Genomic DNA, 23703 nt, shown 5'->3' with positions numbered 1-23703 from the left:
ACCCTAGATAATGCGGACAGAATGTCAAAGCACTCTGCCCAGTTTATCGTTGCGGCAAATAGCGCAACGGGTTTACTGATTTTCCCTTGTAACGAATTTCAAAGTGTAGTCTAACCGAACTAGTTCCAGTACTACCCATAGTAGCTATTTTTTGACCCGCAGTGACATCCTGCTGATCACGCACAAGTAACGTATCATTGTGAGCATAAGCACTTAGATAGTCATCGTTATGTTTTATAATTATTAGATTTCCGTATCCACGCAAAGCATTACCTGCGTAAACGACTTTTCCTGGCGCAGCAGCAAGCACAGCTTGACCACGAGAACCGGCTATATCTACCCCTTTGTTCCCGCCTTGAGCATCAGAGAAACCTTCAATCATTTTCCCTTCAGCTGGCCAACGCCATTTTATTGACGAATTATTCGTACTGCTGACTGCGGTAGAAGCGGTTGCTGTCGAGGTTGTTGTTGTCGTTGAAACTTGCGTTGCAGGTTTCTTATTATTAGGCAACATCTTACCTGAAGTTTGACCACCACTGTTTGCAGGATACTCATTAGTTGTTCGAAGATCAACCGCTTGCTGATGACTATTTGATGAATTTGCCGCTAATTGAGTGTTCGAGTTCACATTTGTGTTACCAATATTAATAACCTGCCCTACATTTAGGCTGTAAGGTTCTGGAATATTGTTTCTCGATGCTAACTCACGGAAATCATTACCGGTTAAGTATGCAATATAGAATAATGTGTCACCACGCTGTACCGTATAACTATTACCGCTATAACTGCCTTTTGGAATACTGCCATAGTCACGGTTGTATACAATGCGCCCTTCACCATTAGTTGTTACCGGCGCTGAACTACGGCTGACAGGCTGAGTGTTAGTATTACTTGATAAATTTGGACGAGACGACGGCATTGCCGTGCTCATACCCGTATTTGGTGACGAGGCCGGTGTCGTCCTTTGCACCGTCTGTTGGCTAGACTGGCTATCATTCACACTCGAAATAGGTGCCGCTGTATGATACGGTGTAGAACAACCTGCCAATAGCGCTCCGCTAAATGAAAAGATGACGGCCCATCGAATTCTGCTTATAGGGCTAACAATTTTCATGCTTCTTCTCCCGTGAAGAAAAATCTGACGCGACAATTCAAAACAATGTCAGCAATAGAGTTATCATAAAATATTTCACTTATTAAAGCAGAAATACAAAATAGTGAACAAGTTAAATATATTAAAAATATAACAATTTGAGAGTATGACCTAACGCTTTAAGCTATTCCCCCAAATTCAGCTGGGTAAAATATCATATTTGGAATAGTTTTACTGCTATTTGGGTTAATAGAACCTTTGCAATGATATTTTAGTTAAATCGATTATAAAAATAATCAGACTTTGATTAAATACCATTACAAATAGGTTAAAGGAGGTCACCGGCAACCAATGGGACAAAACGGACTTTTTCAATAACATTAGTATGGTAATCATTACCACGTCGAGTAATTAGCTTCAATGCTTGTTCTTTATCACCGACAGGTAAAACCATTCGCCCGCCATCTTTTAATTGCCCTAATAATAGAGCCGGTATTTCTGTTGGTGCCGCAGTAACGATAATAGCATCAAAAGGCCCTTTAGATTGCCAACCTTCCCAGCCATCTCCATGACGCGTTGAAACATTATGTAAATCAAGCTGTTTCAAACGCCGTTTTGCAGCCCATTGCAAGCTCTTCACCCGCTCAACAGAAAAAACATGTTTAACTAAGTGTGCCAATACTGCTGTTTGATACCCTGAGCCTGTCCCTATCTCAAGAACGTGATCATTCGGAGCTAAAGCCAATAGCGCCGTCATTTTAGCAACAATATACGGCTGAGAAATAGTTTGCCCATGCCCAATAGGTAATGGGATATTGTCATAGGCTTTATGGGAGAGCGCTTCATCCACAAACCGTTCCCGAGGAACGAGTGAAATGGCATCTAATAGGCGCTCATCGTGAATTCCCTGTTGGCGTAATTGAGCCAAAAGTTCTTTCATGAGCCCTGTTTTCATTATACTGACACTCCTGATTTTTCGAGCCACTCTTCTACTAATGAATGTGCTTTATAAGCGGTTAGATCAACTTGTAATGGGGTGATGGAAACATAGCCATTTTGCACAGCTTCAAAATCCGTTCCAGGGCTGGCATCACGAATTTCACCAACAGGCCCTAACCAATACAGTGTATTCCCTTTCGGGTCTTCTAAACTATACACCTCAGAGGCGGCGTGACGGCTGCCACAACGAGTGACTTTGATACCCTTAATCTCTTCGTACGGGATATCAGGTACATTTATATTTAAAATATTGCCTGCTCGCAATGGGTTCTTCTGTAAGAGCGCTAAAATATCGCATGTCACTTTAGCGGCACTTTCGTAATGCGTTTCGCCATCTAGCGATACCGCAATTGAAGGTAAACCTAAGTGGCGGCCTTCCGTTGCCGCTGCAACCGTGCCTGAGTAAATAACATCATCCCCTAAATTAGGGCCACAGTTGATACCAGATACAACAATATCAGGGCGTGGACGTACCACTTTATTCACCCCAATATAGACGCAATCTGTCGGTGTGCCTTCTTGTACAGCAAGGTCACCATTACTTAGCGTCTGAATTTTAAGTGGTTTATCTAATGTTAATGCGTTCGAAGCCCCACTTCGATTGCGGTCAGGCGCAATCACTTGAACATGATAATATTGGCGTAACGCAGCCGCAAGGGTTTGAATCCCCGGCGCATTTACCCCATCGTCATTACTCAATAAAATCTTTAGCATCGACATTATCCTGCCCATTTTGATTAATAATTTCTCTCACAACACTGGTTGCAAAACAACCCGAGTTTAAGAAAAAATTCAGTTTTACCGTCGAGTCATCCAACCATTCCCACTGTAAATTTTGTGGTTTAACAACTACCGCCCGTCTAGCTGAAGAAACTCGTTCGCGCTGCATTAAAGAGATAAAGGGTTGATAATCCTCTAAACACTGGGTTTCAAATGCCAGTGCTTCATCCTGAGTACCCAATTCCCCATCACCTGGTAATGGCGCAGTAATACTTAATTCATTGGACTCCAAGCGAGGTTGCAATGTAGCAAATTCATCTTGTGTCGCGACAAACCAACTTCCTCTGCCGGTTAATTGCAACGCATCACCCAACATTACGTGTTGAGCGGTATTATTTGCAATACGTTCACTTGCCACATGATTAAACATTGCACTACGTGCAGCAGAAAGATAAAAACTACGCTTGTTGCGTTCACGTACGTTGATTTCTTGGTTTGCCCAACGCAACGCTTGCGTTAAATTTTGCCCATCGCGCCCAAAACGTTGTTCACCGAAGTAATTAGGCACCCCTGATAATGCAACTTTCTGTAAACGTTGCTCAACGTCTTTTGCATCTGAAATATCACGCAAGGTTATTTCGAACTGGTTTCCTTTCAAGGAACCAATACGTAATTTGCGTTTTTGCCGAGTGACAGCCAGTATTCGGCAGCCTTCGAGTTGCCAAGTCGAAAAAACAGGTGTTTCTTTACCTGGCATTTGCAGGCAAAACCACTGCTCCGTTACTGCATGCCTATCTTTTAAACCTGCGTAACTGACCGCTCTCGCTGAAATTTTAGCAAATTTTGCTAGTTGTTCAGCAACAAACACCGTATTGCAGCCTGTTTTTTCCACACGAACCATAACATGTTCGCCTTCGCCATCTAGCTCAAAGCCTAAATCTTCTTTGACGATAAAATCTTCTGGGACACTTTTTAATGTGCCAGAAGACAATGGCTTACCATGCAGGTACTGAACATTCATTACTTTCATTACTATTATCTTTTATTAAAAGAACAACTGCAGCACAGGCAATGCCTTCTTTACGCCCCACAAAACCTAATTGCTCGGTTGTGGTCGCTTTCGCATTGACATCATCCATGTGGCACTCAAGGTCTTCGGCAATATTCACACGCATTTGCGCGATATGTGGCAACATTTTTGGTGCCTGTGCCATGATGGTAATATCAATGTTACCAATGCGATACCCTTTGGCACGCACATGGCAAAACGCGTCTCTCAATAAGACTCGGCTATCCGCCCCTTTATATGCTGGGTCAGTATCAGGGAACAATTTACCAATATCCCCTAATGCAGCAGCGCCGAGAATTGCATCAGTTAACGCATGCAATACCACATCACCGTCAGAGTGCGCGAGCAAACCTTGTTCATAAGGGATACGCACGCCACCAATGATAATAGGGCCTTCGCCACCAAATTTGTGTACGTCAAAACCGTGTCCGATTCTCATTTTTTTTCCTTAATTGTTCATTCTTGAAAGATAAAATTCCGCTAAAGTGAGGTCTTCTGGGCGCGTCACTTTTAAATTATCAGCGCGGCCAGCAACTAACACTGGTTGGTGGCCGCAATACTCTAGCGCAGAAGCTTCATCTGTGATCACAGCGTTTTCTTTCAAGGCCTTACTTAGACAGTCCCGTAATAATGTTAACGGAAAAAATTGTGGTGTGAGCGCATGCCATAACGCTTCACGTTCAACAGTGTGGTCAATTAATTGACTCGCTATTGAGCTGCGTTTCATGGTGTCGCGTACGGGGGCTGCGAGGATCCCACCACAACAATTTTTTTCCGCTGCTAATTGAATAATTTCATTTAAATCTGATTGATGGAGGCAGGGACGCGCCGCATCATGCACTAATACCCAGCAATCTGAAAAATTGGGGTTAGTGATTAAAAAATCCAGACCTGCTAATACTGAATCAGCACGTTCTTTGCCACCAATAACCGTCGTTACTCGTGGGTCATTAGAAATTGCAAGCTGCTGAAAATAATCATCTTCTGCACTCAAAGCAACCACAATCTCTTGCACTTTATCATTTTCGAGCAATGCGCTTATGGTATGTTCAATGATCGTTTTACCTGCAACCTGCAAATATTGTTTTGGGCACTCGGCATTCATACGGCTACCTACCCCAGCAGCAGGAATCAGTGCAACAATTTGAGGGAGATTGTTTTCTGGGGCATGGTTTGGATTTGTCATTGTTGAATTCTTACATCAGAAATTATCAGGCTAATGGGTATACTATTTTGACATCATTTTATTATGTCTATTTCTGGTTATTACTTTCTTTAACCATCCGATAAAATGATTCCCCTGGTTTGATCATCCCAAGCTCAGTTCGAGCTCGTTCTTCAATCGCATCTTGGCCATCATTTAAGTCGTTGATTTCAGCGAATAGCTGTTCATTACGCATTTTTAAACGCGAATTTACAATTTCCTGAGCGGCGACATCATCTTTGACTTGTACGTAGTCGTGTATGCCATTTTTGCCTAACCATAAGGAATACTGTAACCAAGCTAATATCGCAATTAATAGTAGCGTTAATTTACCCATCTTGCCCCCTGAAATGATTTGCTAATCATCCCATAACTCAACGATTGACGCCACTGTGATACTGAAATTGTGATAAAAAGTCAGATTAAGTCGGGTTTGAATACGCAAAATACCGCCTTATTTTACCATCGAATAAAATAAAGGAGGTATTTTAGCTGTATTAATAATCTAGCTGAATGACATGATTGCGCAATAAAAGCGCAATGATTTGGGAAAGAGAATCCGAAATAGGTTGTTGACCATCCAGATGCAGCTCAGGATGTTGTGGTACTTCATAAGGGGAATCAATCCCAGTAAATTGTTTTATTTTCCCTTCTCGTGCTTGTTGATATAACCCCTTAGGGTCTCTCTGTTCACAAACATTTACGGGGGTATCCACATACAACTCAAAAAATTGCTCGGGTTCAAACAAGTCACGAACTTTCTGTCTATCCGATTGGAAAGGTGAGATAAAGGCAGTCGCAACAATTAACCCCGCATCGATCATTAACTTAGCCACCTCTCCCACTCGACGGATATTTTCTTGTCTATCAGCCTCACTAAATCCTAAATCACGGCATAAACCATGGCGAATATTATCGCCATCCAACAAGTAGGTTTTCATTCCCATGGACGTAAGTTGGTTCTCTATTGCCCCCGCTAATGTTGATTTCCCAGAACCTGATAACCCGGTGAACCACAACACAGCACCTTTATGGCCATTATTACTTTCGCGTAATTGGCGAGTTACCGCGTGTTGGTGCCAAACAATATGGTTTTCTTTTGTCATCCGTATTATTTCCCACCTAAAACATCACGTGCACCCCAATGTGGGAAATGGCGGCGGACTAATTTGTTTAGCTCTATTTCAAATTCACTAAAATTACTATTTTTTTCAAAGACAGGGGCTTGTGTTTCGCGGACTAAACCCGCTCCGACGGTCACATTTGTTAATCTATCAATAAAAATCATTCCGCCAGTGTCTGAATTGCGTTGATAGTTTTCCAGTAACAATGGTTCATCAAAGGAAAATTCGACTAAACCAATACCATTCAATGGCAGCTCTGTCGCCACTTTCTGCGTTAAATTATTGATATCTACTTGATATTGAATATTTTCTACTTTTGCCCGACTGCGTTTTCCCGCAATTTTAATATCAAGTTGTTGACCTTGAACTAACGGCTGCTCAGACATCCACACGACATCAACAGATGCATGCTGTGTGCTTTGTAAGGTTTCATCTTGTGCAACAATTAAGTCGCCACGACTGATATCAATTTCATCCTCAAGCACTAATGTAATTGCTTCCCCCGGCACAGCGAAATCTTGTAACCCTGAAAATGTCACAATTTCTTTGATTGCTGAGATGGCGCCAGAGGGCAACACTTTAACCTTTTGCCCCACTTCCACGACACCTGATGATAATGTCCCGCTGTATCCGCGAAAGTCCAAATTTGGGCGGTTCACATATTGCACAGGGAAACGCAAAGCTTGCTCCGAGGCTTTTTGCTCCACTTGAACATTTTCCAATATCGATAATAGCGTATCGCCTTGATACCATTTAAAATTATCACTTGAATTTACAATGTTATCGCCATCTAGGGCAGAGATAGGTACAAACCATACCTTTAAATCCACAGGCAATTCCATCGCAAACTTTTGGTAATCTTGTTTTATTTTTTCAAAAATGGCTTCACTGTAATCCACCAGATCCATTTTATTGACGGCAACAATAAGATGGCGAATCCCAAGCAATGTACTAATAAAACTATGTCGACGTGTTTGCTCCTGTACCCCTTTTCGAGCATCGATCAACAAAATAGAAAGTGAGCAAGTTGATGCCCCTGTCGCCATATTGCGCGTATATTGTTCGTGACCGGGGGTGTCCGCAATAATAAATTTGCGTTTTTCTGTTGAAAAATAACGATAAGCCACATCGATTGTGATCCCCTGCTCACGTTCAGCAGCAAGGCCATCCACCAGCAAAGCAAGGTCAAGCTTTTCCCCTTGAGTCCCTATCCGCTTACTGTCACTTTGCAAAGTTGACAGCTGATCTTGGTATATTTGGCGGGTATCATGCAGTAAACGGCCGATTAAGGTACTTTTACCATCATCCACATTCCCACAGGTTAAAAAACGCAATAATCCTTTTTGTTGCTGCGCCAATAAGTAAGGTTCTACCCCACCTTGCTGTTCGATTTGATGAGCGATTGATTCATTATAAACGGCTTGTGCCATGATTTTTCTCCTGACTTTGCGTATTCACCTTGCCCACTAAAAATAACCTTGGCGCTTTTTCAACTCCATAGAAGCGGATTGGTCGCTATCAATCAGCCGCCCCTGCCGCTCACTCGTTGTGGAAATCAACATTTCTTCTATAATCTCAGGCAGCGTTTGTGCTTCTGATGGCACAGCTCCGGTCAGTGGCCAACAACCTAATGTTCTAAAACGCACTTTTTGCTGACTAATGACTTCACCAGCTTGTAAGTCAATACGGTTATCATCCACCATTAACAAAGTGCCGTCCCGCTGAATAACCGGCCGCTCTTTTGCAAAATACAGGGGAACAATATCGATATTTTCCAAATAGATATATTGCCAGATATCGAGCTCAGTCCAATTTGATAACGGGAAAACTCGAATACTTTCCCCTTTATTGATCTGTCCATTATAGTTATGCCACAACTCAGGCCGTTGGTTTTTAGGATCCCAACGATGAGATCGGTCACGGAAAGAGTAGATCCGTTCTTTGGCACGTGATTTCTCTTCATCACGACGAGCACCACCAAATGCAGCATCAAAACCGTACTTATCTAAAGCCTGCTTTAAGCCCTCGGTTTTCATAATATCTGTGTGCTTAGCGCTGCCGTGCACAAACGGGTTAATCCCTAATTTTTCCCCTTCAGGATTACGATAAACAAGTAGCTCAAAGCCGTATTTTTCTACAGTTGCATCGCGAAACTCGTACATTTCACGAAATTTCCAGCCTGTATCAACATGTAAAAGAGGAAATGGTAGTTTTCCCGGATAAAATGCCTTGCGTGCTAAATGCAGCATCACGGAAGAATCTTTACCAATAGAGTACAGCATGACTGGGTTAGCAAATTCGGCGGCAACTTCACGAATGATATGAATACTTTCTGCCTCTAACTGCTGTAAATGAGTCAATTTTTTGTCGTTCACGATAGCCCCTTACTTAAGCCAGTTCCAATACGGCACTGCGCCATCTTATATCTTCAGTTTGAGAACCAAACCATGCGAGTTGTTGGTGTAATGCAGCGACTTCACCAACCACTATCAAAGCAGGAGCAGGTGCCTGCTGTGCTAACACTTCAAGTTCATCGAGTTTTCCGGTTACTACTTTTTGTTCACGCCTTGTACCACAGCCGATAACCGCTACAGGGGTATTTTCAGCACGGCCAAATTGAATCAATTGTTCGCTGATTTTCGCAGCTTTCACGGTACCCATATAGATAGCTAAGGTTTGGTTTCCTCGAGCAAGTGCCTGCCAATCAAGTTCCATCCCATTTTCACGGCAATGACCCGTAATAAACGTAATGCTTTGTGAATGTTCACGGTGAGTCAGCGGAACTCCTGCGTAAGCGGCTGCACCAATTGCTGCAGTCACACCCGGAACCACTTGAAATGGGATCCCCGCTTGCGCCGCCACTTGTAGCTCTTCCCCTCCTCGCCCGAAAACAAAAGGATCACCACCTTTAAGGCGCACCACTTTTTTACCTTGTTGAGCAAATTTCACGATTAAAGCATTGGTTTCTTCTTGGGAAACACTGTGATTTCCTGCGCGTTTCCCAACACAAATCTTGTCAGCGTCGCGGCGAACTAACTCGAGGATTTCCTCACTCACCAGATGGTCATACAAAACCACTTCTGCACTTTGTAAAACTCGCAACCCTTTTAACGTGAGTAGCCCCGCATCACCCGGCCCAGCACCGACTAAGATTAATTCGCCATGGTTATCAGGCTCATACAATTGACGTTCCAATTGTTGTTCCGCTTCACTGAATTGCCCTTTTTCTACTAAAGAGGCAAAACGCCCACTAAAACTTTTTTCCCAAAAACGTTTTCTTTCACGCATATTAGTAAGTGTTTCTTTGACTTTATGACGCCAGCGGCCGGCTATTTCCGCCATTTTCCCCAAAGAAGTTGGCAACATCGTTTCCAATTTTTCTCTGAGTAAACGTGCTAATACAGGCGCAGCCCCCCCTGAAGAGATCGCCACAATCACTGGCGAGCGATCGATAATAGAAGGCACAATAAATGAACATAATGGTTGGTCATCAACCACGTTAACAAATATTTTTCGTTCATTGGCGTCATAGAAAACCGTTTCATTCAGTAATGCATCATCTGTTGCTGCGATAACTAAAAAAGCATCATCTAAATGAATGGATTGGTAATCTTCAGCTAACCAAACAAATTTATTTTGTTGGTGTTCAGCTTGTAACTGTGTACATAACGTCGGTGAGATGACCACTAAGTCAGCTTGTGCTTTTATTAGCAATTCTGCTTTTCGTGCTGCGACCACACCGCCGCCAATTAACACGACCTTTCGCGTGCGGACATCGACAAATAATGGTAAATAATCCATCTTGCTCACCCATCGTTATATAAACTTATTATAAGAAATAGACAATTGACTATATGGCTTCACGTAATAGGTTTGAAATGACAAAAAGCTCTTTCTTGTAACTGAAAAGCATAAGCCCCAAAATTTGTATAAAAGCAATTAAAACCCGCTAATATCGAAAAAAACACAACACTTAACGCAAACTTATAATATTTATAAGAAAATTAAAAATAAGGGAAAAATAAGAGATACTTATTTTTAATAAAAAGTATCCCTTTGTAATTAAACAAATATTTTATTAAATTTGTAATTATTTATATTTTAAACTCAAGTCATAACGTGAAACATGACTAATCAACACTCTAAATTATTCGAATAGCGCGTAGCCAACAACGCTGCAGATTGAATTATGACCTAATCAATATTCTAAATAATTCAAGTTGCAGCTAGGCGGCAAGTAAATGAGTCGCTAGGAGCATACACCAGTATGTGACTAGTGCGAGTGCGCGTAGCCAACAGCGCTGCAGATTGAATTATGACGAATATTTAGTTTTCATGAAGCCCGCACTCCCTCTTTAAACCAAAAAAACGCGTATCTTCTTCATTCATACCCTCTTCCCATTTGCGAGTTGTATGGGTATCGCCAACCGATAAATACCCTTGTTCCCACAACGGATGGTAGGGTAAATCATATTTTGTTAGATATTCATAAACTTGCTTATTATTCCAATCAATCACTGGTAAAACTTTAAAAATCCCTTTCCCGATACCTAGTACAGACAAATTTGCACGGCTTGCTGATTGTTCTCGCCGTAAACCAGAAAACCAGGTTTGTGCTTGTAATTCATGTAACGCGCGCTCCATCGGCTCAACTTTATTCAATTGGTTATAACGCTCAATACCATCAAGCCCTTGTGTCCAAAGTTGACCATACAGCGCTTCTTGCCAAGCTGGTGACTGTTTGGCTCGATACACCTGCAAATTTAAATTCAGCTTATCTGTTAACACTTCAATAAACTGATAGGTTTCTGGGAACAAATAACCAGTATCCGTTAAAATAACTGGGATATTAGGCACAATTTGCGTCACCATATGCAATGTTAGTGCCGCTTGGATACCAAAGCTGGAAGACAACACAAACTCTGCGGGTAAATATTCAATCGCCCACTCAACCCGTTGCAATGCATTCATAGCTTCTAACTGGGAATTAAACTCCGCGAGATAAGCGACTTGTTGGGGCTTATCGAGTGCGGTGAGTGTTGCTAGCTCAAGTCGACTCATACCGCCTCCTTTACCTCATAAAAATCGATGGCTGAATTCAATACCGGTTTTACGACATTGGTGCGAATAAGAAAATCGCCAAACCCTTCGTCAGGCAAGCGTGCCTTTGCCCAGTCACCGATTAATTCATCTAAAATGGTTAGAATTTCCGCACTGCTAATATTTTCACGATACATGCGTGGAATACGAGTACCAATGCGATTTCCACCTAAATGTAAGTTATATCTATCAATAGCTTTACCGACCAGCCCAACCTCTGCCAACATCGCTCGCCCACAGCCATTAGGGCAACCCGTTATCCGCAAAACGATATGTTCATTGGCCACTTGATGAGAGGCCATAATACTTTCCACCTGACTAATAAATTCAGGTAAAAAGCGTTCGGCTTCCGCCATCGCGAGCGGGCAAGTTGGAAATGATACACAAGCCATGGAATTTTCACGTTGTGCCGTAATGTCATCACTCATTAACCCATGAGATCTGGCAATTGCTTCAATTGCCGCTTTTTCACTTTCGGGCACACCCGCAACAATTAAGTTTTGGTTTGCCGTTAAACGAAAGTCCCCTTGGTGAATACGTGCAATTTCAGCCACGCCGGTTTTTAATAGTTTATTTTCTAAATCAATTAATCGACCATTTTCAATAAACAATGTTAGGTGCCAACGGTTATCAATGCCTTTAAGCCAGCCAATCTTGTCACCGCGTTCAGTAAATTCATATGGGCGAATAGGTTCGAAAACTACGCCTGAGCGCCTTTCGACTTCAGCTTTGAAAGTATCAACTCCCACTCGCTCAAGGGTATATTTGGTTTTCGCATTTTTACGTTCAGTACGATTTCCCCAATCCCGTTGGGTAGTCACTATCGCTTCTGCAATGGCTAACGTTTTCTCTAATGGAATAAACCCAAACTCACTGGCTAAGCGAGGAAATGTCGCCGTATCACCATGAGTCATAGCAAGGCCACCGCCCACCAGCACGTTAAAACCGATCAACTCACCATTTTGGGCTATCGCAACAAAGTTCATATCATTTGCATGCAAATCCACATCGTTTAATGGCGGGATCACGACAGAGGTTTTAAATTTTCTTGGCAAATAAGTTTGCCCTAAAATTGGCTCTTCATCCGTTGTCACTATTTTTTCTTTATCTAACCAAATTTCCGCGTAAGCACTAGTGCGCGGTAATAAATGTTCAGATATTTTCTTTGCCCATTCATAAGCTTGTTGGTGCAATTCAGATTGCACGGGGTTAGAGGTACATAACACGTTACGGTTAACGTCATTCGCCGTTGCAAGGGCATCTAAACCAACGTGACTTAACATTTGATGGGCAGGCTTTACATCCCCTTTTAAAATGCCATGGAACTGAAATGTTTGCCGATTCGTAATGCGCACACTGCCATACAGCGTGTGCTCTGTGGCAAACTTATCAATATCAAGCCATTGCTTGGGTGTAATAATGCCGCCCGGCAAACGACAACGTAGCATCATTGCATGGCGAGGCTCGAGTTTTTGTTCCGCTCGCTCGGCACGAATATCACGGTCATCTTGTTGGTACATACCGTGAAAGCGAATCAACAGGAAATTATCACCCTCAAATCCCCCCGTTAACCCATTTTTTAAGTCATCCTTAATGGTTCCACGCAAGTAATTACTGTCTTGCTTCATGCGTTCACTGTCTGCGAGTTTACCTTCGACAATTAAGGGCTTTTGTTGTTGTTCATTGCTCATTAATAAACATCCCTCTGATAACGGCGCATTACGCGCAGCTCACTTAAAAATTCATCAGCTTCTTCACTGTCCATGTTCCCATATTGACTGACGATATCTAATAATGCCTGTTCAACATCTTTGGCCATGCGGTTTGCATCACCACACACATAGATGTGCGCACCTTCTTGTAACCATTGCCAAACTTCTTCACCTTGTTCGCGAAGTTTATCTTGTACGTAAATTTTTTCTTGCTGGTCGCGAGACCACGCTAATGAAATATGGGTTAGTAAACCGTCTTTGACATAACGCTGCCATTCCACTTGGTAGAGAAAGTCATCAACAAAATGTGGATTACCAAAAAATAACCAATTTTTTCCTGTCGCACCGTCATTGTCACGCTGCTGTAAGAAAGCACGAAATGGCGCTATCCCTGTACCTGGGCCAATCATGATCACAGGCGTATTTGGGTCTTGTGGCAGTCGAAAATTATCATTGTGCTCAATGAATATACGAAGTTCATCATCCTCATTTAAGCGATCGGCTAAGAAACCTGACGCACCACCAGTACGCGCCTTACCATCAATCTCATAGCGGACAACGCCAACCGTTGCATGAACTTCATTTTCTACTTCAGATTGGGAAGAAGAAATCGAGTACAAACGAGGGGTTAGCGGACGCAGTAGGTCAACAAATTCTTGGGCAGTAGGCTGAGATGCCGCTTGGCGTACCATATCGACGATTGGCGTATTTTGTGCGTAGTGCAAAATAGCGGCTTTATCGCTAATTAATGACAATAGTGCATCGTCTTTTGATAACTGAGCATATTTTTCGACAATCACTGGAGTATTTTGTGTCAGTTCTAATTGATAAATCAGCGCATCACGTAATGAGTGGCGCTGCGAACCAATAAAGACTTCTTCATCACCTTGCAGCCACAACAAAGCCACCAGCTCATCAACTAAAGCAGGGTCATTATCGAACCAAACACCTAGTGCATCACCAGGTTGATAACGTAAACCAGAGTCACCGAGATCAATTTCAATATGGCGAACATCTTTTTGTGAGTCCCGACTGGTGATCTTTTGATTGCTAAGAAGTGACGCAGTTAATGGCGCAGTTTTACTATAAGGTGATGAATGAATTTCATTCACACTTCCTGCTTGAGTCACCAATAATTGGCTATCACTTTGAGCAGGAACGCGAGCTTTTAAAATCTGAGTGAGGCTTTCAACCCACTCATCCGCAATCCCTTGGTATTCAACATCCGCATCAATTCGCTCGGTTAATGACGTCGCCCCTAATGATGCAAGCTGTGAATCGAAATCTTTACCTGCTTGACAGAATTTTTCGTAAGATGAATCCCCCAGCGCAAAAACCGCATAACTGGTTTGTGATAAATTTGGCGCTTTTTTAGAATGAAGATATTTGTATAATGCAACCGCTTCTTCAGCTGGCTCCCCTTCACCCTGCGTTGAGGCTACAACAACTAACACTTTCTCTTGGTTAATTTGTTTGAATTTATAATCCCCTGCATTCACTAAATTCACACTAATTTTTTCACCGACTAAACGCTCTCTAAGCTGCTCTGATAGGCGGCGTGCATTTCCTGTCTGTGATGCAGAGATGATTGTGACCGTATCTTGGGTAACCACAGGCGCACTGACAGATGCATCAACTTGCGTATTCTGATTTACTATTCCCCACAAATAACCAGAAAGCCATGCGAGTTGATGGGATGAAAAATCATCAACGGCCGTCTGTAAACGTGCTAATTGCTCAACAGATATTGGCAGCGCCGCTAATGGCGGCTGTTTTTTTGTCATTATCTTGTAACCCCAGTGTTATTCATCTTTGATTTTAAAAACGACGCCATGTCATTACCCCAGAAAAGACCGACAACCTGACACTTGCTCATTCACCCAAATAATTAAGGTAATAAAGCAAAAAATACCGCAGTACCTGAAACATATAGGGTATGCAGTTAGGTTATAACAACCCTAGATAATGGGATAAGAAACGATAGCCATAATTAATAACTAAAAAGCCTAAAGCAATTAACTGATGGATCATATTGATAAAAGCGGTTAACGCTATTTTAGTAATTAAAGATATTTTCACCTAAAAATGCAGTACAATACGCTGTTTATTCATAACAAGGAGCCACATATGAGCACAACAATCTATAAAGATTTCACTTTCGAAGCTGCCCACAAATTACCTCATGTCCCAGAGGGCCATAAGTGTGGCCGCCTCCATGGGCATTCTTTCATGGTGCGTTTAGAAATTACTGGTGAAGTCGACTCCCATAGTGGTTGGATTATTGATTTTTCCGATGTAAAAGCCGCGTTTAAACCTATTTGGGAACGCTTAGACCATCATTATTTAAATGATATCGAAGGGTTAGAAAACCCAACCAGTGAGGTATTAGCGCAGTGGATTTGGCAACAAACTAAGCCTTTACTACCCTTATTAAGTGCGGTTACCGTAAAAGAAACCTGCAATGCAGGTTGCGTCTATCGCGGAGAAGCTTAAAAGTACAAGTGCTACAAATATAATGTATATGTTATTTTACGCAGCCATTTTGATAGCTGGGCAAAATAACATTCATAAATATAGAAATATAATATAGGGACACAAGCACCTCAGGCGGCAAGCCTAATAGATTTTGAAAATAAATGAGGGGCAAAAAGCAATCAGTGGCTGACATTCCCCCCTTGAAATTAAGGATATAAAAACTTTAATTTGACATAGTGCATTAAATTATAACCTGATCTATTATTTACCATTATTTACTCTTAATAAGGCAGGGAAAATGCATTTATTTCAACAAACACCAAAATCCAGAAGGCGTTATGGACTGGCCGCATTTATTGGTCTAATCGCTGGTATCGTCTCTTCGTTTGTCAAATGGGGGGCTGAAGTCCCATTACCACCAAGAAGCCCAACGGATATGTTCAACGCAGCTTGTTCGCCAGAAACGCTGATCCGTGCAGCAGAACAAATTGACTGCTCACGTAACTTCCTCAACCCACCTTATATTTTCTTAAGGGATTGGTTAGGAATTGCCGACCCTAACTCTGCAGTTTACACCTTTGCTGGGCACGTTTTTAACTCTGTGGGTGTTACTCACATCATATTTTCTATCGTATTTGCTGTCGGATATTGTATTGTTGCTGAAGTATTCCCTAAAATTAAGCTATGGCAAGGGTTGTTAGCGGGTGCACTGGCGCAATTATTTGTCCATATGATTTCTTTCCCTCTTATGGGGCTCACCCCTCCACTCTTCGACCTACCATGGTATGAGAATGTTTCAGAAATATTTGGCCATTTAATTTGGTTTTGGTCTATTGAAATTATTCGCCGTGACTTGCGTAACCGTATTACTCATGAGCCAGATCCTGAAGTACCATTAAACCAACCATTTAGGTAATTTAAAGGCCCCCAATGAGTATTTTCCAACTCTTGGGGGTTACTAAAAACCATCGCTATTTTTTATTATTGAATATCCAAATACTTATGTGTTTGAATTGATAAACGCCAGTTGCGTTGAATACAGGTTTCAATACACAATTTTGTTGCTGCCGCTTTTTGGCTGATTGGCTGTAATGCCACTACTGGAGGCGTTTCGACAGTACGCAATGCTAAAATTTTCTCAAGTGCTTCAATATCTTTCTCGCGAGCAACAGGATGTTTAATTTCATTGGCACGATTTACTGCTTGGCTGATCACCTGCAGTCCTCCTTTCATACCGACTTTTGGTGATACAGTAACCCATGTGTTATCAGTGCATTGAATAGGGTATGTGCCGCTAGTTTCAATTTGGCATTGATATCCATGTTGTTCTAATATCCCAGTCAGTGGCTGTAAATCATAAATACAGGGCTCACCGCCTGTAATAACAATATGCTGTGCGCTGAAGTGTTTTTCTTTCATTAATTGAACCAATGCCTCACTATCTGCCATAGCCCATGCATCTGAATCAATCGTTTTAAGTGCGATATCCCCTAGGGTAGATTCTTTATCTTGTTCTTTTTCCCATGTTTGTTTGGTATCACACCAGCTACATCCAACTGGGCAGCCCTGCAAACGAATAAATACGGCTGGAACACCAGTAAAAACCCCCTCTCCTTGAATGGTTTGGAAGATTTCATTAATTGGGTATTTCATATCACTCCTAAAATAGTTAGCTGAGCACGCATTATATTGCAGATATCTATCTCACGAACAAGGAAGTTTGTGATAATGTAGCCACCTTAAGGTTCAATAAAGTACGTCCGACTTAATAAACAATACCGAAAGCCTATTCGGAACAATATATCGAACGAAGAAAAAGACAGGAAAAGACATGCAAAGTAGTGAACAAAATCAACTCAGAAAGGGACTGAGTGTTCGGCACATTCGCTTTATGGCTTTAGGGTCAGCGATTGGTACCGGCTTATTTTATGGGTCTGCTTCCGCAATTCAAGCGGCAGGGCCTGCTGTGCTACTCGCTTATATGGTCGGTGGTGCCGCTGTATTTATGGTCATGCGAGCCTTAGGCGAGATGGCTGTGCATCACCCAGTACCCGGTTCATTCTCTCACTACGCTAGCCATTACATGGGTCCCTTAGCTGGTTTTTTAACTGGCTGGAACTACGTATTTGAAATGTTGGTCGTTTGCTTGGCTGATATTACCGCCTTTGGGATGTACATGGGGTTTTGGTTCCCTCATGTCGACCAATGGGTGTGGGTATTAAGTATCGTGCTATTTATTAGCGCACTCAATTTATGCCACGTTAAAATTTTTGGTGAAATGGAATTTTGGCTGTCTATCGTAAAAGTCTCTGCAATCATCGCAATGATTGTTGGTGGAGCCTTCTTAATGTTCTACGGCTTCGGCCAAGAAACTGACCATGCGGTGGGTATCCAAAATCTATGGGAACACGGTGGCTTTATGCCAAACGGCATTGAAGGCGTTATCGCGTCCTTAGCTATCGTAATGTTCGCCTTTGGGGGTATCGAAGTGATCGGTATTACCGCCAGTGAAGCGCAAAACCCAGAGAAAACTATTCCTAAAGCAATCAATGCGGTACCCATTCGTATTTTATTATTCTATGGCTTAACTCTTTTTATTCTGATGTGTATCTATCCGTGGAATCAAATTGGTCAAAATGGCAGTCCATTCGTCCAAATTTTTGATAGCTTAGGCATTCAATCAGCGGCAAATATCTTAAATATCGTGGTGATCACTGCGGCAATTTCAGCTATCAATAGTGATATTTTCGGTGCTGGTCGCATGATGTATGGTATGGCACAAGACAAACAAGCACCAAAAGTCTTTACCAAGTTGACGAAAAGTGGGGTGCCTTGGGTCACTGTACTGGTGATGTCTGTTGTCATGTTACTGGGCGTTTATTTAAACTACCTACTTCCAGAAAAAATCTTTGTGATTATTGCGTCAATCGCAACCTTTGCGACCGTTTGGGTCTGGTTAATGATACTACTTTCTCATGTCGCAATGCGCCGCCAAATGAGCCCTGAAGAGGTTAAAAAACTCAAATTCCCTGTACCGTTCTGGCCAATTGGCCCTGCAATTACTATCGCATTTATGGTCTTTGTTATCGCGCTACTTGGCTTCTTTAAAGATACACAAGTTGCCCTTCTCGTCGGGTTTGCATGGGTCGCTATATTGAGCGTCACCTTCTTTGTCATGCGTAAATTTCAAAAACCTTAATCGACTAAAGCATTCGTAAAGTAAATTTAGGCCCTATATTTATATGATATAGGGCCTTTTGTTACCTATTTTGGTATCAAATGAGCGCCTGCTTAATATCGGCAATCAAATCATTAGCGCTTTCTAACCCAACTGACAAACGAATAAGCCCATCACTAATCCCATACTGTTTTCGTTCCTCAGCAGTGTAAGTAGAATGGGTCATACTTGCAGGGTGCTGGGCCAATGACTCACAATCACCTAAGCTAACCGCACAAGAAAATAGCTGTAAACGGTTCAGAAACTGCTTACCCGCCTCAAGTCCCCCTCCAAGTTCAAAAGCAATCATCCCTCCAGGCAGCTTCATTTGCCTTTGAGCTAATGTGTATTGAGGAAAACTCGGTAAACCCGGATACATCACTTGAGAAACTTCAGATAGTGAGGCCAAATATTCCGCAACTTTCTGTGCATTCTCAACCACTCTTTCCATTCTGATTGGCAGTGTTTTCATTCCTCGCAATATCAGGTTTGCATCATGAGGGGATAAACATGCTCCAGTCATATCCTTCAGCCCAACCAATCTGATTTGCTTCGCTAATTCCTCAGTTGTTATAACAGCGCCAGCCATCACATCACCATGCCCATTCATATATTTCGTTAATGAATGAACAACAATATCCGCCCCAAGCTCAAGTGGTTTTTGAATGTAAGGAGTACAATAGGTATTATCTACTGTCACCAATATTTCTTGGTTATTTGCAAGGTTATATTGATGAACGATATTGCTTACAGCATTAATATCAACTAAGCGCATATTTGGGTTTGCAGGTGATTCGAAAAATATCATCTTTGTTTTTTCAGTGAGTTCCTGTGCCACATTATTTGGGTCACTCATATCAATGTGACGAACTTTGACACCAAATCGAGCTAACCCATGATGAAAGAATGCATATGTACAGCCATAAACCGTCATATCAACTAACAGCTCATCTCCTGGGCTTAGTAAGGTCCAAAGAGTCGATGTTATTGCCCCCATCCCTGAAGAAAATACAATTGCGGCATCCCCCTCTTCTAAATCAGCAAGCCGCTTTTCCAACAAACTTAATGTTGGGTTATTTATTCGTGTATAAATATACCCATCCGATTCACCGCTAAAACAAGCGGCACCTTCTTCAACACTATCAAATACGTAAGTTGACGTTTGATAAATAGGAGAAGCTAGTGATCCTAAATTTTCGGCTGCATCATAGTAATTATGTATCACACGCGTATCAAAAGAATACAGTCTATCTAATATCATACCACCTCCGAAATATTATCCCTATTGGGGGGAAGACAATCGAGAACCCATTATTTGCAAGGTTCGTAAAACGGTACTAATTCCACGTAATGTATTTGGATCTTTTAATAAAGCATACACCGAACGAAAATTTGGATTTTTACTATTATATATTTCCTCCATTTTAGCCATATTATATGCAGTGCCGAATTCCCAGACTGGCGCTAGAATATCCTCAAATGAGTTTACCAGTTTTTCTACCGTGCTATTATCAGTAATGTCAATAAGGTCAGAAATTAGAGAAAGTAAATCAACAATATTATCTAAACGATTCAATTGTAATAGCGGTGCTAATTTGTCTGCGAAATGATCACCCGACTCAGAATTAAGAAGTTCAATTAGTTTACTTTGATTTTCATTATTAGACATTTTGATTTCCTCCTTAAACTAAGCCACGAATAGCAGCCCAATAAATACCTCTATTAAAGCCATTTCTTAGTAATCCCCCTAATTTAGTCGGAGGCGTAGGAATAACATCGTGTTTATAATCGTATTGTAAAGGCATCCCTGCAGTTAATCCCATTTGAGCAACAGCTTGAACTCGCCCATCATAGATAGCTGCCGGATAACCATAAATTAATTCTCCGCAGATATTATCAGCTATAATTGCAGCCTGATTATGACAGCTTCCACCTGCTTTACTGATCGGTAAATCAACGGTATCACCTATAACATAAACGCCATCAACACCATAAACTTGCATAGTTTCATGATCGGTAGGTAACCAACCTTCACCATTATTATGCTCACTTAATCCGGTATTAATAACTGCCTCAACCGCGGTAATTGGCGGAGTGCTAATCAATAAGTCGAAATTTTGCTCATCACCTTCTTTCGAATAAGCTATTTTTTTATCTGGATCAACTTTATCTAAAGTAAACCCTCTCTGAGCTTTAATATTTTTAGCAGTAAATACTTCAGGAATAACTTCACAAACAGGTTGTTGCATGAATAAACAGTTACGCAATAATTGTGAAACTGTTGGATAGGTATAAACGATTTCAATACTATCCCTAACTCGACGTTTACGTAAAAATTCATCAATCATTAATGTTGTTTCCATCGGCGCGATGCCACACTGATGGGGTACATTTGGCGTTTCAGGGAATGATACCGTAATAAAAATTCGACCTTTTTCAATCTTAGCAAGTTGATCTGCTAGCTTTCTCGATGCTTCATATGCATAAAAGTGGTTACCGATATCTTTTAAACCTTCAATTCGCTCAGGTTTAGGTATGCAACCTGTTGCAATCACAAGAAAATCATAGTTATATTTTTTTCCATGCTTAGAGTTTAGCGCTTTATTTTTAAAATCAAAATGCTCTATTTTATCAATGGCTAACTCTATTTCAGGTCTTAGCAATTCTCTTTCAGGGCGACTCAGTTCATCCTTAAAAAATAAATTAAAAGCAACATACATAAATGCAGGTTTATAATAATGGATTGGATTATCAGTAATTAATGTTATTTTTATTTTCTTCGAAAAAATTTCTCTACTCAATTTTCTAGCAAGTGTATTTGCTAGCATCGTCCCACCCGTTCCACCGCCAACAATAACTATATTTTTCATAACATTAACCACCATTTATATATAATTAAATTCTATACGACATACCACCTATCTGTTATAAATATAGTTCATAGTGAATTAATGCTAATACAATAATTAGAATATAATTTTAAAAACAACAATTAAAACTAATCACTTACATATATAAAACCTCTTGAGTAAGTTAATTTTTAAAATTATAATCTAGGAAATTATATTATATAAAAACCATTTCACTTAATAAGAATAATGTCCAACAATATCCCAACGAAATAAAACATCTTCAGCAACTTGGCCATATCCAATATTGTGCATAACTAAATAACTTTGTGTACTTGGTGACTTTATCGAAGTTACAACACCGATATGTGGCCGACCATTATCTAAACGCCAAGAGACAATATCGCCGGGAATATAATCACTGGCATTCTTTGATATAGGCTTTTTTTTCCCTTTTCGCGAGAAAAAAGCCTCTAAATTAGGTACACGACGATGATCAATATTTGTATCTGGCTTACGTAATCCCCATATACGTTGGCTGGGATATTGACTAAAGTTTGCTTTCATGTCTTCATGTACTAATTTTTGTAAATCAATACCAATTTTTCGGTAGCTTCGTATAACTACATCAGAACAGACACCATATTGTTCGGGCACATCACCATTTGGATAAGAAATTTGTCGATAAGATGAGTCATAAATAACTAAACTAGGCAACTGTTCAGCATGTTTTGCCAACAATAAGCTAGACCCATTAGCTATTTGTGCAAAAAAGAAAAGAATGTATAAAAACGATGATTTCAATCTGATATTCCCCATACAAGTAGTTCATCGAATCTACAATTAAATACGAGGGAAAATAAGGGAGATAATCTTAATTACTTAGAAAGCGTAAATTTGGTCATAATAGGGTTATGATCAGAAGCATCTGTCGGTAGTACAGTGCTATCTTTAACGTTCAATCCACGATAAAACACGTAATCCAAAGGACGACCAAAAGCCTTAGTACGGTAATCATCACTAAATACAATTTCTTTCAAGCCTACACTGCGAATAAATCGTTTCAACGCATTCACACGCTGTCTACTCCATGCATTAAAATCACCTGCTAGGATTACTGGCCCTACATGTTTAGCAATATGAACACCTAATTTACTTAGTTGCCGAGTATAAACATCTACTCCAAAACTGAAATTAATTGCATGAACATTCGCTACCATCAAATGTTTTCCATTTGGTAGGGGATATACCGTAATCAACGCAGATTTAGCTAACCGTAAAAGTGGTTCTTTTTCTCTTAAAGGACAGCAATATATTGGGTGTGAAGCTGCAAGCGTCATCACACCAGCGGGATGAGGAGAAAAAGGTAATGCAGGTACTTGGTCAGCAATTAATTTGTGTGATGCAGCAAAAGATATTAGCTCAGGTGACATTTGAGCTTCTTGCAACAAAATAAGTTTTCTATCTTTCACTAACTCATTAAGTGTATATTTCCAATTTGGACGCTGCTGCTTATAAATGTTCCATGTAACCACATCAAGAGTTTCACCCGCAGCAAATAGCGGTAAACCTATTGGAAGTGATTCTCCTAACATATGTACAGGCATGGGCTGAATACGTTTAGCGGGCTCACCTGCAATATACCGAACAGAATAGGTTCTTTTCGCCAAATTTGAAGTCCCTATATCACAGAAAAATAATGAAAATCTTACACTTTTTGATTAGTTACTGTGGGTAGTATATCAAATTTGAGGTGTTATAGCTTATCAAATTTAATGTAACTGCCATCTTAACCCTAGGGTCTTTAAGTTTTTCATTAGCGCTATCTATAAAGAGGTAATGCTCCATGCCTTCTTTTACTTCTCCCTTTGAAATGATAAGTATGTTAGGCACCCCACCTAAGCGGTATCATTCATCACCGTGATGGGGAAACACCCAACCCACAATATTTATTTGATTTTATTAAAATTTCGCTACCCTAAACAATCTATGAGTTGTTACTCACTCTTTGCATCCACAATATCCATTCAGCGCACCAATACAACCGCTCCCCCTCCATTACTTCTCCTAACTCCTGCCATCTCACCATCACTAGCAGCCAACATCCCTTTCAACAAGTGAGTTGTTACTGACTACTTTGG

Annotated in this window: 23 protein-coding genes; 3 read left to right on the top strand and 20 right to left on the bottom strand. The window is 41.0% G+C overall.

Annotated elements, in window-relative coordinates; genetic code table 11:
* Positions 1-43 precede the first annotated feature (43 nt).
* From nlpD to cysJ, 14 genes are all read right to left on the bottom strand, one after another.
* Positions 44-1114: a murein hydrolase activator NlpD gene (gene nlpD, locus PR834_RS03010; RefSeq protein ID WP_094960916.1), complete on the bottom strand. Its 1071-nt coding sequence runs from the start codon at positions 1112-1114 to the stop codon at positions 44-46.
* A gap of 307 nt (positions 1115-1421) precedes the next feature.
* Positions 1422-2048, bottom strand: a complete 627-nt coding sequence (locus PR834_RS03005) for a protein-L-isoaspartate(D-aspartate) O-methyltransferase (protein ID WP_004260727.1) — start codon at positions 2046-2048, stop codon at positions 1422-1424.
* The gene (surE, locus tag PR834_RS03000; protein WP_140172970.1) at positions 2048-2806 is read right to left on the bottom strand and encodes a 5'/3'-nucleotidase SurE; all 759 of its coding nucleotides are present in this window, start codon (positions 2804-2806) and stop codon (positions 2048-2050) included. Before surE ends, PR834_RS03005 begins: the two co-directional genes overlap by 1 nt.
* Positions 2784-3842 carry a tRNA pseudouridine(13) synthase TruD gene (gene truD / locus PR834_RS02995; RefSeq protein ID WP_164455162.1) on the bottom strand — a complete coding sequence of 353 codons (1059 nt, stop codon included), beginning with the start codon at positions 3840-3842 and terminating at the stop codon, positions 2784-2786. Before truD ends, surE begins: the two co-directional genes overlap by 23 nt.
* The gene (ispF, locus tag PR834_RS02990) at positions 3808-4320 is read right to left on the bottom strand and encodes a 2-C-methyl-D-erythritol 2,4-cyclodiphosphate synthase (RefSeq protein ID WP_004260732.1); all 513 of its coding nucleotides are present in this window, start codon (positions 4318-4320) and stop codon (positions 3808-3810) included. Before ispF ends, truD begins: the two co-directional genes overlap by 35 nt.
* A gap of 9 nt (positions 4321-4329) precedes the next feature.
* Positions 4330-5067 (bottom strand): 2-C-methyl-D-erythritol 4-phosphate cytidylyltransferase, encoded by a 738-nt coding sequence (gene ispD / locus PR834_RS02985; protein WP_004260733.1) that lies wholly within the window; start codon positions 5065-5067, stop codon positions 4330-4332.
* A gap of 67 nt (positions 5068-5134) precedes the next feature.
* A complete protein-coding gene (gene ftsB, locus PR834_RS02980) occupies positions 5135-5422 on the bottom strand; it encodes a cell division protein FtsB (RefSeq protein ID WP_004260736.1) in 288 nt (95 codons plus the stop codon).
* Positions 5423-5582: 160 nt separating this feature from the next.
* A complete protein-coding gene (gene cysC, locus PR834_RS02975; RefSeq protein ID WP_153673125.1) occupies positions 5583-6191 on the bottom strand; it encodes an adenylyl-sulfate kinase in 609 nt (202 codons plus the stop codon).
* Positions 6192-6196: 5 nt separating this feature from the next.
* Complete coding sequence (gene cysN / locus PR834_RS02970) at positions 6197-7639, bottom strand: sulfate adenylyltransferase subunit CysN (RefSeq protein ID WP_196725302.1); 1443 nt, start codon at positions 7637-7639, stop codon at positions 6197-6199.
* A gap of 36 nt (positions 7640-7675) precedes the next feature.
* Entirely contained in the window at positions 7676-8584 is a 909-nt protein-coding gene (gene cysD / locus PR834_RS02965) for a sulfate adenylyltransferase subunit CysD (RefSeq protein WP_004260743.1), read from the bottom strand.
* 13 nt (positions 8585-8597) lie between these two features.
* Positions 8598-10010 carry a siroheme synthase CysG gene (gene cysG / locus PR834_RS02960; RefSeq protein ID WP_272536417.1) on the bottom strand — a complete coding sequence of 471 codons (1413 nt, stop codon included), beginning with the start codon at positions 10008-10010 and terminating at the stop codon, positions 8598-8600.
* Between the two features lie 525 nt (positions 10011-10535).
* On the bottom strand, positions 10536-11270 hold the full coding sequence (gene cysH, locus PR834_RS02955; protein ID WP_272536416.1) for a phosphoadenosine phosphosulfate reductase: 735 nt from the start codon (positions 11268-11270) through the stop codon (positions 10536-10538).
* Entirely contained in the window at positions 11267-13000 is a 1734-nt protein-coding gene (gene cysI, locus PR834_RS02950) for an assimilatory sulfite reductase (NADPH) hemoprotein subunit (RefSeq protein WP_272536415.1), read from the bottom strand. The genes cysH and cysI overlap by 4 nt, the downstream gene beginning before the upstream one ends.
* On the bottom strand, positions 13000-14805 hold the full coding sequence (gene cysJ, locus PR834_RS02945) for an NADPH-dependent assimilatory sulfite reductase flavoprotein subunit (RefSeq protein WP_004260754.1): 1806 nt from the start codon (positions 14803-14805) through the stop codon (positions 13000-13002). Before cysJ ends, cysI begins: the two co-directional genes overlap by 1 nt.
* A gap of 343 nt (positions 14806-15148) precedes the next feature.
* On the opposite strand from cysJ, the gene queD reads away from it, so the two are divergent.
* Positions 15149-15514 carry a 6-carboxytetrahydropterin synthase QueD gene (queD, locus tag PR834_RS02940; RefSeq protein WP_004913900.1) on the top strand — a complete coding sequence of 122 codons (366 nt, stop codon included), beginning with the start codon at positions 15149-15151 and terminating at the stop codon, positions 15512-15514.
* A 280-nt stretch (positions 15515-15794) separates the two neighbouring features.
* Positions 15795-16412, top strand: a complete 618-nt coding sequence (locus PR834_RS02935; RefSeq protein WP_004260761.1) for a YagU family protein — start codon at positions 15795-15797, stop codon at positions 16410-16412.
* 65 nt (positions 16413-16477) lie between these two features.
* Here the strand turns inward: PR834_RS02935 and queE are convergent, their stop codons facing one another.
* Positions 16478-17149: a 7-carboxy-7-deazaguanine synthase QueE gene (gene queE, locus PR834_RS02930; RefSeq protein WP_110592300.1), complete on the bottom strand. Its 672-nt coding sequence runs from the start codon at positions 17147-17149 to the stop codon at positions 16478-16480.
* A 178-nt stretch (positions 17150-17327) separates the two neighbouring features.
* On the opposite strand from queE, the gene PR834_RS02925 reads away from it, so the two are divergent.
* On the top strand, positions 17328-18695 hold the full coding sequence (locus tag PR834_RS02925; RefSeq protein WP_094960907.1) for an amino acid permease: 1368 nt from the start codon (positions 17328-17330) through the stop codon (positions 18693-18695).
* Positions 18696-18771: 76 nt separating this feature from the next.
* Here PR834_RS02925 and megL read toward each other — a convergent pair whose 3' ends face one another.
* The 5 genes from megL to PR834_RS02900 all read right to left on the bottom strand — a co-directional run bounded on the left by megL (position 18772) and on the right by PR834_RS02900 (position 23232).
* Entirely contained in the window at positions 18772-19974 is a 1203-nt protein-coding gene (gene megL / locus PR834_RS02920; RefSeq protein ID WP_096865138.1) for a methionine gamma-lyase, read from the bottom strand.
* A gap of 21 nt (positions 19975-19995) precedes the next feature.
* A complete protein-coding gene (locus PR834_RS02915; protein WP_272536414.1) occupies positions 19996-20382 on the bottom strand; it encodes a hypothetical protein in 387 nt (128 codons plus the stop codon).
* A 13-nt stretch (positions 20383-20395) separates the two neighbouring features.
* On the bottom strand, positions 20396-21583 hold the full coding sequence (locus PR834_RS02910; protein ID WP_096865156.1) for an NAD(P)/FAD-dependent oxidoreductase: 1188 nt from the start codon (positions 21581-21583) through the stop codon (positions 20396-20398).
* 216 nt (positions 21584-21799) lie between these two features.
* Positions 21800-22381 carry a DUF1287 domain-containing protein gene (locus tag PR834_RS02905; protein WP_272536413.1) on the bottom strand — a complete coding sequence of 194 codons (582 nt, stop codon included), beginning with the start codon at positions 22379-22381 and terminating at the stop codon, positions 21800-21802.
* Positions 22382-22440: 59 nt separating this feature from the next.
* Complete coding sequence (locus PR834_RS02900; protein WP_036958303.1) at positions 22441-23232, bottom strand: endonuclease/exonuclease/phosphatase family protein; 792 nt, start codon at positions 23230-23232, stop codon at positions 22441-22443.
* Between the last annotated feature and the right edge of the window lie 471 nt (positions 23233-23703).

It is taken from the genome of Providencia sp. PROV182, assembly GCF_028480325.1.
Classification (GTDB): domain Bacteria; phylum Pseudomonadota; class Gammaproteobacteria; order Enterobacterales; family Enterobacteriaceae; genus Providencia; species Providencia hangzhouensis.
This window is presented reverse-complemented; position numbering and strand designations above follow the sequence as displayed.